General features: G+C 45.8%; 11 protein-coding genes. 7 read left to right on the top strand and 4 right to left on the bottom strand.

Annotated elements, in window-relative coordinates:
- Positions 1–31: 31 nt before the first annotated feature.
- The 3 genes from QUB24_RS28515 to hppD all read left to right on the top strand — a co-directional run bounded on the left by QUB24_RS28515 (position 32) and on the right by hppD (position 4130).
- Positions 32–1441 (top strand): NYN domain-containing protein, encoded by a 1410-nt coding sequence (locus tag QUB24_RS28515; RefSeq protein ID WP_333156976.1) that lies wholly within the window; start codon positions 32–34, stop codon positions 1439–1441.
- Positions 1442–1858: 417 nt separating this feature from the next.
- Positions 1859–2566 (top strand): SDR family oxidoreductase, encoded by a 708-nt coding sequence (locus QUB24_RS28520; protein ID WP_333156977.1) that lies wholly within the window; start codon positions 1859–1861, stop codon positions 2564–2566.
- A gap of 502 nt (positions 2567–3068) precedes the next feature.
- Positions 3069–4130, top strand: a complete 1062-nt coding sequence (gene hppD / locus QUB24_RS28525; protein ID WP_333156978.1) for a 4-hydroxyphenylpyruvate dioxygenase — start codon at positions 3069–3071, stop codon at positions 4128–4130.
- A 20-nt stretch (positions 4131–4150) separates the two neighbouring features.
- On the opposite strand, the gene QUB24_RS28530 is transcribed toward hppD, so the two are convergent.
- A complete protein-coding gene (locus QUB24_RS28530) occupies positions 4151–4684 on the bottom strand; it encodes a GNAT family N-acetyltransferase (protein ID WP_333156979.1) in 534 nt (177 codons plus the stop codon).
- A complete protein-coding gene (locus tag QUB24_RS28535) occupies positions 4665–6755 on the bottom strand; it encodes a diguanylate cyclase domain-containing protein (RefSeq protein ID WP_333156981.1) in 2091 nt (696 codons plus the stop codon). The genes QUB24_RS28530 and QUB24_RS28535 overlap by 20 nt, the downstream gene beginning before the upstream one ends.
- A gap of 534 nt (positions 6756–7289) precedes the next feature.
- Here QUB24_RS28535 and QUB24_RS28540 point away from each other — a divergent pair.
- Positions 7290–7988, top strand: a complete 699-nt coding sequence (locus QUB24_RS28540) for an HAD family hydrolase (protein WP_333156983.1) — start codon at positions 7290–7292, stop codon at positions 7986–7988.
- Between the two features lie 223 nt (positions 7989–8211).
- On the opposite strand, the gene QUB24_RS28545 is transcribed toward QUB24_RS28540, so the two are convergent.
- Positions 8212–8823 (bottom strand): CPP1-like family protein, encoded by a 612-nt coding sequence (locus QUB24_RS28545; RefSeq protein WP_333156985.1) that lies wholly within the window; start codon positions 8821–8823, stop codon positions 8212–8214.
- Positions 8824–9066: 243 nt separating this feature from the next.
- Positions 9067–9945, bottom strand: a complete 879-nt coding sequence (pgeF, locus tag QUB24_RS28550) for a peptidoglycan editing factor PgeF (RefSeq protein ID WP_333156987.1) — start codon at positions 9943–9945, stop codon at positions 9067–9069.
- Between the two features lie 557 nt (positions 9946–10502).
- On the opposite strand from pgeF, the gene QUB24_RS28555 reads away from it, so the two are divergent.
- From QUB24_RS28555 to QUB24_RS28565, 3 genes are all read left to right on the top strand, one after another.
- Positions 10503–12281 carry a peptidoglycan DD-metalloendopeptidase family protein gene (locus tag QUB24_RS28555; protein ID WP_333156988.1) on the top strand — a complete coding sequence of 593 codons (1779 nt, stop codon included), beginning with the start codon at positions 10503–10505 and terminating at the stop codon, positions 12279–12281.
- An 83-nt stretch (positions 12282–12364) separates the two neighbouring features.
- The gene (locus QUB24_RS28560; RefSeq protein ID WP_333156989.1) at positions 12365–14737 is read left to right on the top strand and encodes a hypothetical protein; all 2373 of its coding nucleotides are present in this window, start codon (positions 12365–12367) and stop codon (positions 14735–14737) included.
- A gap of 15 nt (positions 14738–14752) precedes the next feature.
- On the top strand, positions 14753–15643 hold the full coding sequence (locus QUB24_RS28565; protein ID WP_333156991.1) for a glycosyltransferase: 891 nt from the start codon (positions 14753–14755) through the stop codon (positions 15641–15643).
- Positions 15644–15892: the final 249 nt, after the last annotated feature.

A 15892-nucleotide genomic window follows, 5' to 3' on the forward strand; every position in this document is an offset into this window, starting at 1 on the left:
ATTGAAACAGCATCCCGCATTGTAGAGGGCCATGCCCGATCGAACTTCCGAGCTTGCGACTCAAGAATCTCTCGCATTGAGCGCCATCAGTCGCTATATAGCTCAAACCCTAATTACCATTCAGCAACAGCATCCCGAATGGATAGCTGAAAAATACAGAAAAACCCCCTGGGCCAAACCTGATTTTCAGTCAGTTTTGATTGGAAAATTGACAAAAAGTTTCACAGTAGCCAGCGATACAGATTCCCTGCTGCTGACTGCGAAAAAATACCTACAAATTCTGCTGATTCCAGAATTCGTTAATTCACCTCAATTCAGCAAATTATGTGCCAAAATTCAGCAGCTAGTCCAATCTCCAACAGCACCAGCTAAATCAGAAAACTCAGTTTCGTCAGAACCTCCAACTCCAACAGCCAAACAACCAGCCCCGCTTCCTGTCGGCATTGCTATCTTGCTGCTAGATGTCGAAAACTTGCAACTCACCATCGAAACCGAAAAATTCCTAGAAGGAATTTGCCACTATCCCATCCAAATCAAAGTTGCCTTTGCCAACTGGCGCAGCATGGGCAAAAAAGATGCCGAATTTCACCAGCGTGGCTATCAACTCATTCACGTCCCCCCCGGCAAAGACAGCGCCGACTTAAAAATGGCTACAGTCGGCGCATCGATTTTCGTACATTATCCCACAGCCAAAGAGATTTTTGTCTGTTCGTCCGATCGCGCCCTCACTCACCTCAGCAACACACTGCAAGCCCACGGACTAACCGTATTTCAAGTCCGCAAACAAATAGATAAAATCATAGTTTTAAACAGCAAAACCGGACAAGTGGAAACCCATTCTCTCGTAACTCTACCGGAAATTACACCCCTCGAACAATTAGTTATTCAACTAAAAGAATTAATCAAAAAAGAGCAAAAACGCACCTCAACTCAGTGGATAAAACTTTCTACTGTTTCAGCTTTATTTAAGGAAAATTACGGCTTAGTCCTCAATCAAGTTGTTGCCCATCATTTGCTCGGCACTAAAACCAGGGATATCTTTCTCAAATATCCCACCGATTTTGTCCTCCACAAACCCTCAGAAACTTCTCAAACTTATGTCACTCTTTTTGAAGTCAAACTGTCGCCCCCACCGCCAATACTTAACCAAGAAATTCTGAATAACCACCAGGCAGCACCTGCAAGTTTGACCGATATTAATTCTCTCGAAGACTTGGAAAGAGCCCTTGTCAAAATCGTTGGCGACTTAACCGACAACTCTCCTGAAAATTCTGTATTTCTCTCAAATGTTGGCAGTGAATTTCACCGACAATACGGCAAACAAATTACCCAAATAATTAAAGATTTTAATCTCGGTAGGAAATTTACTAAATTTTTGCAATCCTGCGCTTCTCTCCAGCTAAAAAAAGCCGAAAAAGGCTGGCAAGTTTCCCTCAATTAATTAAAAATTAAAATATATAGCCTTTCTCAGTAACATGAGGTGTTCTTGGGCATTGACCAAACAGGGCATTGGCCAAACAGGAAGAGTACCTTACTTTCCTGAGAACCCCTATGTAAACGTCCCATTACAACTCACATCTTGCACCATTCTCAGGAACAGGCTGTCCGGCCTGTTCCACAAAGAGTGAATTTTCTTCTGGAACAGGCCGAAAAGCCTGTTCATATCGTTTCCGGTTGCATCGGAATGATTTAACCGCAGAGGGCGCAGAGAACGCAGAGGGAGAGAATACAGAGATGAATACAGGACGATGCTACCGGATTTGATATCATACAAAGCTTATTGAGAATGGTGCAACATCTCCCATTACAAGCAACTTGAGTTATCATACAATCTGGACGTAAAGAAATGTAAAGGGATATGCAGGACAAAGTTGTGGTTGTGGTGGGTGCGACTGGCGGCATCGGTTCAGCAGTGGCCCGCAAACTCGCTGAGGCGGGTGCGAGGCTAGTGCTCGCCGCCAGAGACAGCAGTAAGTTAGACGCTTTAGCTAGCGAACTTTCAACAACAGAGGTACTGTGCGTGCCCACAGATATCACTGATTTGTCGCAAGTCGAGACGCTGATGCAAAAAGCGGCGGGGCATTTCGGACAAATTGATGCCCTCATAAACGCCGCTGGTGCCGGAATTCTCAAGCAGTGGAACAAGTTAGAACCCGCTGATTTAGATGCAATGCTTGACTTGAACTTAAAAGGCAGTTTTTATACGTCTCAAGCAGCCGCGAATGTGATGAAAGAGCGCAAATCCGGCCACATTTGCAATGTCATCGGGATTTTGGGCAAGCATTCGATGGCGATGGGAACGGCTTATTGCGCTTCAAAGTTTGGGGTAGTTGGTTTCAGCAAGTGCATGGCAGATGAGCTGCGACGCTACGGCATTAAGTTTACGCTATTCTATTTTGGCGGGGTGGATTCTCCGTTTTGGGATAATGTGAGTTTGAAGGTAGACAGGTCAAAAATGCTGAGTACCGAAACTGCTGCAAATGCGATTATGTTTGCTCTTTCGGCTGACCCGCAAGCTGTGCCGATGGAGATTAATATTCAGCCGGAAAGTCATTTGTTCTTTTAGCGATTGAGGAGTGATTTGAAGGCAGAACCCAGCGGAAGCTAAAGGCAATAAAAATTATGATATTTTTAGGGTTGAGAACTTGTACCGCACTTAATTATGTAGGGTGCACGGGTTCGCGCACCTTACCCTTATCAGTAGCACGTCAAACCATTTTTTTGCCTTATAGCAATCCTAAATAATTTGTGAATTTCTTACTTCCTCCCCTTGATAAGGGGAGGGTTGGGGTGGGGTAAAAAGTTTACGACTCCTGGAAGGATTGCTATCGTCCTATTGGCGAAGGTCTAGCGGTCAAAGCTAAGTTATCGCAGACATCGGGTTTCTTTTAAGTGCTGACTTATTTCTGCCTTCAGAGGGAGCTAGGATATTCAATCTTTAGGTTATTATTAAGTGGGCGCGCAATAAAAAATATGAAAAATATCCATTACTCAGTCCCTCCCTTGCAATTTCGCCTTGAAAATCAGCAGATTTTCCATTTTTCAGTTTCCATTTTCAATTATTGATTATGGAGTTCGATCGCATTCACTTCTACGTTGAAAATGCTAAAATATCCCGCGACTGGTTTGTCAGCCGCTTAGGCTTTCAATCAACTGCAGGTTATGCCAACAGCCACACTCAAACTGAAGTTGTCAGCAGCGGCAATGTATGTTTTGTTTTATCTTCGCCCCTGACACCCGCTAGTCCCGCTGCTAGTTGGTTGAAGTTTCATCCTCCAGGGATTGCCGATGTGGGTTTTCGGGTAAAAAATATCGAATTAGCGGTAGCTAGAGCGGCTGCGGCAGGCGCTAAAATCCTGGAACCGATTCAAGAAGACCTAAACGCAGGAGGCTATTTTAAGCGAGCAAAAATTGCGGGCTGGGGAGATTTAAGCCATACGCTCGTGGAGCGAATTGGCTGCCATTCACTGCTATCGGCTTCGGATAAGCTGCCGTTGTTTACCCGGATTGACCACGTAGTGTTAAATGTTGAATCAGGGGATTTATCAAGTGCTGTTAGTTGGTATCAAAAAATATTAGGTTTTCAACCGCAGCAAAATTTTGACATTCAGACGGAGAAATCGGCTTTGCGGAGCCAAGTTATGGTGCAGGCTGAAGGTGGGGTGCAATTCCCGATTAATGAACCGGCATCAGCTAATTCTCAAATTCAAGAGTTTTTGAGTGCAAATCGGGGGCCGGGTATTCAGCACATGGCTTTGCAAACTAATAATATTGTGGGGGTTGTTGCCGATTTGCGATCGTGCGGTTTGCCTTTTCTGCCGGTTCCTCCAACATACTACTCCGAATTGCAGCAGCGGCAAAACTATTTGCCCGCAGATTGGCAAGCAATTGCAGCTTGTCAAGTTTTGGCAGATTGGCAAGAAGATACTCCCGCAGCGATGCTGCTGCAAATATTTACCCAGCCAATTTTTGCAGAACCGACTTTCTTTTTCGAGATTATTGAGCGCCGAGTTAGTTTAGTTAACGGCAAACAGGTGCAAGCTGGAGGTTTTGGGGCGGGGAATTTTCGAGCTTTGTTTGAGGCAATTGAACGCGAACAAATGAAGAGGGGAAGTTTGATAGATGATTGATAAAACTTCCACTTGTGAGGTCATAAAGGCGTGTTAATCAGCACTGCCATATCTTTCCAACCGTAGGCAATTTCTTTGAGTGCAACTCCTGCTCTACTTGTTTGCTGTTCGTCTACTTTTTCACCTCCTAAGAATTCATAAAACCTATAGGCTGAATTGTCTCCTAGTACCCAAACTAGCATCGAGTTCAAACTTAATTCTGCCAATTTTGTGGCAACTGTTCTCACGAGTTGCCGTCCGATTCCTTGACGCTGATATTCCTCCAAAATATAGATAGCAAATAATTCTCCTTTATATATATATTTGCCGGTGCGCTCGCAACCACCGGCAGCAAAACCCACAATTTCTCCCAAGTCATTCTCAGCAACGCACACAAAATTTTTACTTTTTTCTGCGTTTACCAGGAGTTCTTGCCAATTGCTTTCTCGCTTTTCATAGGATAACTGTGCGAGGTAATCTGCTGGTACAATTTTTCGGTAAGCTGTCCGCCAAGTATCTAGATTAACTCGTGCGATTGCAGGTGCGTCAGCGATTTTAGCTTCTCTCACAATCATCAGAACATACTCCTTTCGGGCCCTGAAATTCTATTTTCAAGTCTAGGGCAACTATACGATCGCGCCCTTCTAGTTTAGCTCGATACAGCGCTCGATCGGCTTGTCCAATTAACCCCTCAATCGATACACCAGCAGCCGGTACAGTAGTAGCGATCCCCATACTGAGAGTTATAAACTTACTTACCTTGGAAGCAGCATGAAAAATTGCCGCCGCTTTCAAATCGCTGCGAATTGCTTCAGCTACCCGCATTGCTCCCTGCACATCAGTTCGCGGCAAAATTACCGCAAATTCTTCGCCGCCGTAGCGGGCGGCTAAATCTCCTGCCCGCTGAGCGTTGTTAGCTAAAATTTCGGCTACTTGTTTTAAACATTCGTCGCCTCCTTGATGCCCGTAATGATCGTTGTAAAGTTTGAAAAAATCGATATCGCACAAAATTAAAGACAGCGACTCTTTTTCTCGCTCCATCAACTGCCATTCTAACTCCAATTTTTTGTCAAAACCGCGACGGTTGGGAATTTGAGTCAATCCATCCACGGAAGCGAGCCGCTGCAATTCCATGTTAGCTGCTTGTAATTCTAATTTGGCTTGTTGTAAAGCTAAATTTTGCCTAGCTAATTCTTCACTTTGCCGTTTTTCTTGTTCGTACAAAAATCGGATTGAAGCTTCAGCTTCTTGCAATTCTTGCTCTGCATATTTGCGCTTGACAAATTCTCCTAATTGAGAACCTACCACAGCTATTATCTGAAGTAAATCTTGATCCGGCTGCAGTTCTTCCCGGCAAAAAAAAGTCATTACTCCTACAACTTGGCCCCTAGCGTGAATGGGGAAACCGAATCCCGATCGCAGTCCCGCTTCCTCGGCCAAGCGCGATCGCACGAAATTGCGATCGCCCACCAGATCAGTAATCCACTGCGGAGAACCGCTTCTGGAAACTGCTCCGGGCAAACCCTCACCCGCCCCCAAAGTAATCTGCTGGTCGTTTTCGGCAAACTCCCTAACTTCCTCCGCTGCCTGCCAAACTGCCACCCGTCGCAAACCAGCAGTTTCCTCGATCGGACAGCAGAGTGGCAGGCACCAAAGCGACTCTTTTTCAGATTTTATTTCCGCAGCCAATCTAGTTTCTTTCTCCGCCTCTGCAGGCGTCCAAAGCTCGCCAAGATCCCACCCAAAACTTTGGCAAATAGCTTGCAAAATTCTCGGAGTGGCGCTATCTAGAGAACTTGATTCTGACAGGATATGAGTAACAGCATACTGTGCTTCTTGACACTTTTTTATGCGTTGTTGCTTGGTAATGTCTTTGCCGATATAAACAAAATCTTGTATAACCTCACTATCTCCATCCTTGCTTCCTAGGCTGGTCTCGAAAGTAGAGCATGAAAACGCAACAATCAGCTTTAAACCTATTTTCGTTTGGCAAGCTACTTTTACTTGAGGCCAATATTCGCTTTTAAGTGCAGGAGGTAGCTGGCTGACTTTGCGTAACAATTCATCATCAGCCGTAATCATGGATATGGATTTGCCGATTAATTCCGATTCGGTATATCCAAATAATTGCTGTGCAGCTTGATTCACTTTTTTGATTTTGCCCGATCTTCCTGTTACGAACAAAACATCCCCTAGGGAATTAATAATTTTGTCAATATAATCGCCAGCCGCAGCTAAGTAATCGGCTTTAATACTGTTTTCGTTGGCAGCCTGAACCATGCTTTGCTGAGCTGCAATGCTATCTGTCACATCTTCACATAAAATAATCAATCTGTCAGCATTGGCTGGTCCCTTATAACCAAAGATGTACAAATTTAGATACAAATAAGAGCCGTCTTTGAGAACTCTGGTAATTGATTTTAACTGAAAGTCTTGCTCTCGTTCTTCAATAATGTCTTCAAGGATTCCTTCAATTCCGATCAGTTCAGGAAAACTATCGCGCACGTCTTTTCCTTCGGCTGCTTCCTCATGAATGTAGGCAAAATCTTGCACTTTCAAAGATATTTCTTTAATCTTGAGTTCGCGATCGACTGCGAGGTATTCAATCCTGCGTAAGGATAACAGCTTATAAAGAAGCATATTCATACTTCTTGGGCTGCTCTCTACAGTTAATGTTGGAAGTATTTCGTTATTGTAGAGCATCACTCTCCAAGGTTAGCAGGTAAAGTTAGTTGTTGTTTGGCTGCTATTTTTCATGGGAATTTTTATACTGGCGGATGTCACCAACTGTTACCGCTGGCTAATTTATGGAAACAGTACACTTGAGATTCTCCAAGCAGTTATTGTTTATTTTAATCAGATGGCAAAATATTAATTTAACCAACTTGTTTTTGAGAAAGCGCAGTCAAAATCAGCTTCGATTGAGGTTGAGATTTATGAACGATACCTAGCGGTTTAGACTATTTGTGCCGTAGATTTTCGTTGTAAATTCCCGATATGGGTTACAACCGCTAAAGTTGAGGATCGGCACAGTTTAATTCAAATGTTTACTTTAATTAGCACCATTCCTATAGACCTTACCTCCCCTGGGTATTTGTGTCAATTTTTGTAAAGAAAGTGTTACCTTTAAATGATATAGTATCGAAGGATTTGTATAAAAGCTTAAAAATACTCTGCTAAATGCTGAGACTTATTACCGACTTTGACGGCCCGATCATGGACGTGTCCGATCGCTACTACCGAGTTTACCAGCAGTGTCTCGCCGAGACTCAACGTGAGGGGCAACCAGTGCGCGAACTCCCCAAGGCCGAGTTTTGGGATATGAAGCGCGCGCGGGTTCCCGAAACCGAAATCGCCATCCTCTCAGGATTAGACGCTGCCCAAGCCCCCGATTTTGCCCAGAAACGCCGTCAAACCGTCCACACCCTACCCTACATGATTTACGATCGACCAGTTCCCACCGCTGTCGAAACTCTCGAAAAGGTGCAGCGCGCTGGAGTAGACTTAGCCGTGATGACCATGCGCCGCGTTAGGGAACTAGATGAAGCCTTCAACCGCTGCAATTTAGGGCAATTTTTCCCCGAAAACCGCCGCTATTGCCTCCCCAACGATTACGTCAAAACCGGGGATGTCAAAGATAAGCCCCTGTTGATGGCAAAAGCTCTCGCCGAACTGCCGCCGGCTTCTGACACTTGGATGGTTGGCGATACGGAGGCGGACATTGTTGCAGCAAAAACGCACGGTGTCAAGGTAATTGGTGTTTTGTGCGGAATTCGCGATCGCACCCAACTAGAAATGCACCAACCGGATTTAATTGCTAACAATTTGAGCGAAGCAGTTGAGATTATTTTAGATAGTCACTTGTCTGTTGACTGTTGACTGTTGACTGTTGACTGTTGACTGTTGACTGTTGACTGTTGACTGTTGGTAGTGGTTAATTGTTATTGGTTGGTTTGTAGGTTGTAGGTGTTAGTAGCTAGTTGATTGTTACCAATTACCAATTAACAATTACCAATTAACAATTACCAATAACTAATGACTGTTGATGGTTGACTAATGATTGATGACTGTTGACAACTGACAACTGTCAACAGTCAACTGACTATCGCAGAAAACCGCTGACCAGCCACAGAATTAAAAACGTAAACAAAGCGATAAATTTCTCTGTTGTTATAAATGCCGGACTGACCAAAGAACCCAAAAAGCCTCCTAGCAACAAGCCTATAACCAAGCCAGCCACAGTCAGCAGCACAGCCCGACCAAATTTTTGTTCCTTGCGATTAACAAAATAAAGACAACAGCCGACCCCAAGAGCCAGAGTCAACTGTAGTAAACCATCATTAGCTGCCGGATAAATACTCAGTCCGCCTAAACCCACATACACCCCAGCCGGCCACAAAATGTCTGATCGACTAGGAGTATCGATTAACCGCTGCAACCAAGCTGGGCTGCCACTCGGAGGAGAGGGAGTAAAGCTTGGGGGTGGGGGAGTCAGCCGTTCGGGAAAGCGGATGCGTTCGGGTACTTTAATTTTCCCTTCCTGTCGCTGCCGCAGGCGATCCATGAGGATCGCATCGTAAGCGGCTTCGATCAATTCCAAACGTTTCTTGTCACCGCTGTACTGCTCGCCTAGGCGCGTGCGGGCCTCTTGCACTTCATCAAAGGAAGCATCTTCATCGACTTCAAGAAGTTGATAGGGAGTTGGCTCACTCATTGTAATAACCCGCTGAAGACTCTCGTTATAGAGTAATCTTAACAAGAGAGGAAAGCGGGGCGGGATCTCTGCCGCTTTCCCAAAAGTTTTGCTGCTAGTTTTTAGTGCTTTAAAACAGGAACCAGCAAACCTTACGAAGGTTGAAACTAGAAGGCATTTGGCATTCGTAAATAAAAAATAATGAATCCAAAGATTGTTATTTTTATCTTGGCCGTCTAAAATTTTACCTTCTGCCAAATGCCCTCAGAAGGGACTTGTCCCGCAGGCACTCACAATTCCCGACCACTGGACTTTTTTAAGTCGATCGCGGCGGTAGGAAAAAAAGCGAGCCGAGTCAGAATAAGTACAGAAAGGAGCGATCGCCACTTGAGAAAGATCGATTCCCAACTGCTGCAATTGCAGAGCATTGCAGAGGCGAACATCCAAGCGTACTTTTCCCGGTTCTGGATCGGCTAAGACAGGCGTTTCCGGCAGTTGATGCAAAAACTCGCAGATGCCGTCTGCTGTCGCACTAACGGCACTCTTAGGAGCAATGGTGGCTCCCAGTTCCGCTGCTACTTCCACAGATACCTGGTAAACCTCTCCAGTGATCGCCGGCCCCATAGCAATCTTCAGATTTTCTAGTTGACTGCCTTGTGCCACAAGTTGAGCGATCGCCTCTGGTAATATCTTAGCAGCAGTCCCGCGCCAACCCGCGTGAACTGCCGCAACGAGTCCCGTGCGATCGTCAGCAATCAGCACCGGCACACAGTCAGCCGAGCAAACCCACAGCGCCTCCAATTCTCGCTCGGCAACCAAGCCATCAGCCTCAGCATAGCTTGGGGCAGCGGTTTCCGGGCCCGGAGCCACAACCGGTGACAACTCACTCGTTTTGAGTACCGCATTGCCGTGTACCTGTTGGAGTCGGTAAACCTTAGCTCCAGGTTCGAGAACTTCCGTCAGATCGATCGGCCCCTGGGGCGAGAAATCGCGAGTAAAAAAGCCGTGAGACCAGCGAGAAAGCAAGCTGCAAGTCAGATAGGGCAACCCTTCAGAACTCTGCCACTCCCAACTGATACCGTCAGGCTGTCCGAAGCACTCAGAGTTTGGAAAATTTGTCAAGCGATCGCCAGCTACAGTCATGAAACCTATCCTTACCCAAGCGCATCATTTAGCTTGTATTCTAAACAATCAAAAATTTTGTCCGCGAAGTTTAAAGGCAGCGCCAGCTTTCAGGAAAAAATCGCGATGAGTCGGCGGTTTTAGGACGACTCACATCTTGCACCATTCTCAAGAACAGGCAAGATGCCTGTTCCACAACAAGTGCATTTTCTTGTGGGGTGGGCATCCTGCCCGCCCTGAAAAGATTATTGAGAATGGTGCAATATCTCAAGACGATCGACAGCGCCGAAATTTTGCCTAACCCGATAAATATAGGCAACTAATTAACATAGAGGAACGTCAAAGCGCTATCATCATTGTGGCCGTCACAGACTTCTAGGCAAGTGCCATCGGGATCAAAAAAACCGGATATCGATCGCGAGTGAATGCGTAAGGCATTTGAGCTTGTTCTATGTGCAAAAAAAATTGCCTCAAGCCCGGTAAAATCAGTTAAGCCTGTATATAAAGACAAGGATTGCCATACATTCGATCCTGACTTCGAGATCCTTGTGCCCCCTGTTGAGTTGGGAAAAAAAATCGTGAAACCAGTTCCAGACAAGCAAATAACAGCCCCTTTGAAAACCAAACAGCAAAAAAAGAACCCTACAGGCGCCCGGACTCGATCGCGCCTTTTGTCCGATCGCTCACTGCTGGTGGGACTGGGTTGTCTTGCCAGTCTGGGACTGCTCAGCAAAGGCTTAGTTTGGGCCCAAGCCGAAATTCCGCCAGCAGAACAAGCCGTCCCCGGCGCAGCAGACCTCCAGCCATTATTTGAAGCTCCTCTCCCGCCCCCGGAACCCGAATATAGCCAAGGGTCGCCAGAACCATACCCTGAACCACAGGCAGAAGTTCCACCCTCCGAGCCTTTCGATGCCACACCGCCGTCAGAGCCTGAGTACGCCAGCGAACCACCTCCCACCGAATATTATCTGCCGGAACCCGCGCTGATTCCCCTGCCAGAAGCGACTGCCCAGGAGCCGCCTTTTGAAGCGCCAGTTAACCCAGCCCACGCTGAAATCGACCAAACAGACTACAGCGTGGGCGCTACCAGCGAGTACGAAGCGCCAACAACCATAGAGTTTGCAGAACGATCGACTGGCTGCGAAGGAGAAGGCGGTTTGTGCGCGCCTCCTGCTGTTTCCGAGCCAGTGACGGCAGATGCCGGAGAACCCAACTACAGAGAGGAAGCTCCGATCGCAGACGACGGCTATATTGCAGCCCCTCCTCCTCGAAATCTGCCAGAAAGCCTTCCGGGCGAAGTTCGGGAAACTGTAGCCGGAAATAGTAGCGGAAATCCTGTGAGTAAACTCGGTCAAGCCGTTCAACAAATAGGCAGCCAGGTTTGGGGGAGTTCAAACCCGCCGGAATCTGCTTACGCACCCCCGCGCTACTCGGCTAACGCAGGATACTCCGCAGACGCTGGATACTCGGCAGACACCGGCTACTCGGCTAACATCGGCTCCTCCGCAGACACTGGATACTCCGCAGACGCTGGATATTATGCCGGATCTGCATCTTACGGCGGCGGCGCTCCAGCGCCCAGCATGGGACTCGGGCCGGTTCAAGTCGGTGCGGTTAGTGTCAGCAGCGGCAGCAATACCGGTTTTGCTTACTACAATCTCACGCCGCGTCCCGCAGGTATGCCCGGAAATGGCAACACCAGCTTGCTGTTTCCGCTATCTATTGCTTCGGCCATTACTTCGCCGTTTGGGTGGCGGACTCATCCGGTTATGGGCTACGGCAGGTTTCACACCGGAACTGACTTGGGGGCCCCGATGGGAACGCCCGTACTGGCAGCCTATGCGGGTCAAGTGGCGATCGCCGATTGGTTGGGTGGCTACGGTTTGACGGTGGTTCTCAACCACAACAAAAATTCTCAGGAAACTCTCTACGCCCACCTTTCGGAACTGTTTGTGAAACCGGGAGAGTGGGTGAAACAGGGAGAGACGATCGGCCGCGTCGGCAGTACAGGAATGTCTACAGGGCCTCACCTCCACTTCGAGGTTCGGCAAATGACTGACCAGGGTTGGGTGGCGATCGACCCGGGCTCTCAGCTAGAATTCGCTCTGGCAAAAATGATCGGCAGTTTGGAAACCGCCAAAGTACCGCAAATGCCGAAAATGGTGGAAATACAAACCGCTAACTCACTAAAGGATTTGGAAAACGATCTGCCCCAGCTTCCACCTCTGCCGCTGGGAATGGACATCGAAGTTCACAACCTTCAGCCGCCATTCCCGGAACTGTTAAAAGCTGACACTTCTAAGCCCAAAGATCCTGAAGCAGTCAAACCCAAACCTCAGAAGCAAGCTAACAGGTAAAAATTGGGGATTGCGTAGATAAATTTTCTTGTGGAACGGTGGAAAATCCCAACCCCTACTCCCCACAAGAAAATTTATGTTTTGTGCAACGAGCTCACGTGTTCGTTACTTTTCCTCGTTACCAGACACTTTTGGGTAACGAGGAAAAACTCATAAAAAATGGTAACTTGCAGCTTATGCTAATAGCGCAGCATTTGTGGGAATTAATTTTATTTCTGATTATTGTAGTCGGCCCGATTCCCTTAAGCTTGTCTCTTGCCTTCGAAAATCAGAAAGAAAACAATAACTATTCATTTCCCCATTTTATCCTCGTACTCCTGACGGGATGGAGTATTGCCCAAGTTTGTATCGGCTTGATTTTAGGAAGTGCCGATCGACTAAATATTGCTGCGGTGATTATAGCAGAAATTCTGATTTGTGCGATCGGCTTCATCCTGATTAATGCCAAAAACCACAAAACTTTTACCTTTTCGCAGTGGCAGATTCCCCAACTCAAGCAACCTTTAGGCAAATCAGAATCCCTAATTATTGTTGCCACCGCTGTTGCAGGGGTTTTGCTGTTGGACACTCTCGCAAGCAAACCCACAACCAACTATGATTCATTGTGGTTTCACCTGCCTGCGATCGCCCGATGGTATCAAACCCATTCATTTACATTATTAGATGCTGCGGGTAATTGGATTTTTGAACAAGAACAAGCACGAGTATATCCCTACAATTGGCACGTTTTATCTGCTTTGTGTGTGCTTCCCTTCGGAGAAGATTTTCTAGCAGCTTTTCCCCTGCTAATTGCGTGGGTACTTGAGGGAATTGCCGTCTATCTATTGAGCTTAAAATTTGGAGCAAAGCGAATTCACGGTATGGCATCAGCATCTTTAGTATTGACAGTACCGATGATGCTCAACCAAGTTAACACCCTTCACCCAGATTTACCGCTAGCTGCAATATTTACAGTCGGTTTATATTTTGGTTTATCCTATCATAGAAGCAGATTGCAATCAGAACTATCCTTATTTTTGGCAGCCGCAGGAATGCTAGCCGGAATAAAAATCACGGGAATAGTCTATGCAGCCTCACTTTTAGGAGGATTAGCAATATTAGAAATTAAAATATTCGCGGTTAATAAAAAATCCACAGCAGCTAATTTTAGAAGTCGCCACTTTCTCAAACCAGTGTTACTGTGCGGCATAGCTTGTTGCTTGCTTTTAGGAGGTTTTTGGTATGCGAGAAACTTGCTGCAAATCAATTATCCTGTCGGCGAAGTCGGCGATCTTAAAATTCCCTTAGATCCTGTTTCCTTACCGTCTCCCGTACCTGGGCAAACACCTCCGGTACAGCAGCCGCCCGCTTCGCCGTCTTTCCATGCTTGGCAAAGCACTTTAGCAGCTCAATTTAATCCCAGCAATATTTCCCACTGGCAAACTGTCGGTTTACAAATTATCATTAGATTGCAACTGCCCTTTCTGGCGATCGCGCTTCAGGTATTGGCAGCACCTCTGGCTTTTTTCCAGGGTAAAACCAGAATAATTAATCAAAATAATATTATTTTAATTATACTTCTCGCCAGCACAGGAATTCTGTATCTAATTACACCTTACACGTCCGGTACTGTCGGAGAAGTGATCGGTCAACTCAGCCCTATACTCGGTTTTAACCTCAGATACGGATTTCCCTTTTTAAGCGTACTCGCCATCGCCGCAGCAGCTACAGCAACTCTCTTGAAAACTCCAAATCTAGCTGTTGTGATAGTAGTTTTGGTTAGTGGTTTGTGCGGAATTACTAGCAACACAAGTTTTGATTATATTAAAAATGCTTCTTTCACCGGAGATAGTATTGTTTGGGGGAGTTTGTTGATTGATAATTTGAAGTCTAACCCAAGACAAGCTATTAATACTATCGGAAAAATATTAGGCCCCAGTTGGCCATATATATTACCATATCCGCTATTTTATCTTGTGTCAGTGACACTGGCTGCGATATGGTTGAAAATCAATCCTGGCTATAGATGGCTGAATCATCTATTTCCCACCCGCAAAAAATCGATTTATATAGTGATAATTGGTGTCTGTATAGGATTGATAGTAATTGGTCATTGGAGGGAAAAGCGAGATTTTGCACGCACCAAACTGTATCGTGGTATTTACGAATACATTGATAAAAATACAATACCTGATGAAAGAATAGGCTTCTTTTTAAGTTCGCGCAGCTACCTGTTTTACGGGAGAAATTTGGACAGACAAGTTTTATATGTACCATTTAGAGCCGATCGACTTTCGGCATGGATTGACAACCTGCGGCAAAATAAAATTAGGACTGTGGGATTCGGGCCCCTGACTGAGACAAACGCAGCTACCAGAAAAGCTCTATCTTGGCTGACAAGTGATCGGGGCCCGCTGCAACCAGTTTTCGGGAAAGATTTTAATACTGAGTCGGTGCTATATCGCTTGAAAAGTTAAAAGTTATTAGTTATCATGAACCAAGCTAAAACTCTATTTTCAATTATTGTTCCGACCTACAATCGCCCCGATAAATTAGCGGCGTGTATTCAGTCTTTTGTTGAAATTGAATATCCGCGCGATAAATTTCAAGTTATCGTCGTCAACGATAGCACCGAAATCTCTGTAGAAAATACAATTTCCCCTTTTCAAAATCAGCTAAATATCACCCTTCTGACACAACCAAACTCCGGCCCTGCAACGGCGCGAAATACTGGATCTTTTGCCGCAGAAGGCAAATTTTTAGTGTTTACAGACGATGACTGTACTGTGGGGGTAGATTGGCTCCAAAATCTGGAAAAGCGATTTGTGGAAACACCAGATTGCTTAATCGGAGGTCGAACTGTAAACGCACTTCCGGATAACATTTATTCTACTGCCAGCCAGCAACTGATCGATTACCTTTACAGTTACTATAATGCTATTGGCGATCGCGCACAATTTTTCACTTCTAACAATTTTGCCCTTCCCGCTGAGGCTTTCCAAAAAATCGGCGGCTTTGACACGACTTTTTCTCTAGCGGCTGGAGAAGACCGGGAATTTTGCGATCGGTGGTTGCATTCGGGCCATGCCGCCATTTACGCTCCCGAAGTTATAGTTTATCACTCCCATGCACTAACTCTTCGCAAATTTTGGAAACAGCAATTCAATTATGGTAGAGGTGCTTTTTTGTTTCAGCAAATGATCTCGAAACGCGGGGCTAATGGGAAATTACAACATCCGTCATTTTATTTGAATTTGCTAACTTATCCATTTTTCCACGCACCGGGCTTTCACAAGCTATTAATTGCTGCCTTGTTTTTGGTTTCTCAGGTGGGAATTGCTGCGGGATTGTTTTGGGAGAAAAACAATTTTGTTGAGGAATAGAGTGGGATTATTGAACCGCAGAGAACGCAGAGAACGCAGAGAGAGGAGTAAGAGTTAGTAGGGTGCGTCTGCTTTTAGTCGTCAATTATTGATAAAATAATTCGCGGATTACGCACCCTACAACTACAAGTTTATTCTTTAGTCCTCGGAGGCGGACTTCGTTTGTATAGTAGGGCTTACTGAATAAGTTAGGAAAAATTGCGATCGCACTTGATGGGCAATTCAAGCTCGGCGACACATAACTTTTTG

The sequence above is a fragment of the Microcoleus sp. B9-D4 genome, from assembly GCF_036705105.1.
Taxonomy (GTDB): domain Bacteria; phylum Cyanobacteriota; class Cyanobacteriia; order Cyanobacteriales; family Microcoleaceae; genus Microcoleus.

What these genes read in the sequence shown, in the direction of transcription:
- QUB24_RS28545 (WP_333156985.1), bottom strand. Translation starts at nt 8,823, where the DNA reads ATGAGTGAGCCAACTCCCTATCAACTTCTTGAAGTCGATGAAGATGCT.
- QUB24_RS28515 (WP_333156976.1), top strand. Translation starts at nt 32, where the DNA reads ATGCCCGATCGAACTTCCGAGCTTGCGACTCAAGAATCTCTCGCATTG.
- QUB24_RS28530 (WP_333156979.1), bottom strand. Translation starts at nt 4,684, where the DNA reads ATGATTGTGAGAGAAGCTAAAATCGCTGACGCACCTGCAATCGCACGA.
- QUB24_RS28535 (WP_333156981.1), bottom strand. Translation starts at nt 6,755, where the DNA reads ATGAATATGCTTCTTTATAAGCTGTTATCCTTACGCAGGATTGAATAC.
- pgeF (WP_333156987.1), bottom strand. Translation starts at nt 9,945, where the DNA reads ATGACTGTAGCTGGCGATCGCTTGACAAATTTTCCAAACTCTGAGTGC.
- QUB24_RS28520 (WP_333156977.1), top strand. Translation starts at nt 1,859, where the DNA reads ATGCAGGACAAAGTTGTGGTTGTGGTGGGTGCGACTGGCGGCATCGGT.
- hppD (WP_333156978.1), top strand. Translation starts at nt 3,069, where the DNA reads ATGGAGTTCGATCGCATTCACTTCTACGTTGAAAATGCTAAAATATCC.
- QUB24_RS28565 (WP_333156991.1), top strand. Translation starts at nt 14,753, where the DNA reads ATGAACCAAGCTAAAACTCTATTTTCAATTATTGTTCCGACCTACAAT.
- QUB24_RS28540 (WP_333156983.1), top strand. Translation starts at nt 7,290, where the DNA reads ATGCTGAGACTTATTACCGACTTTGACGGCCCGATCATGGACGTGTCC.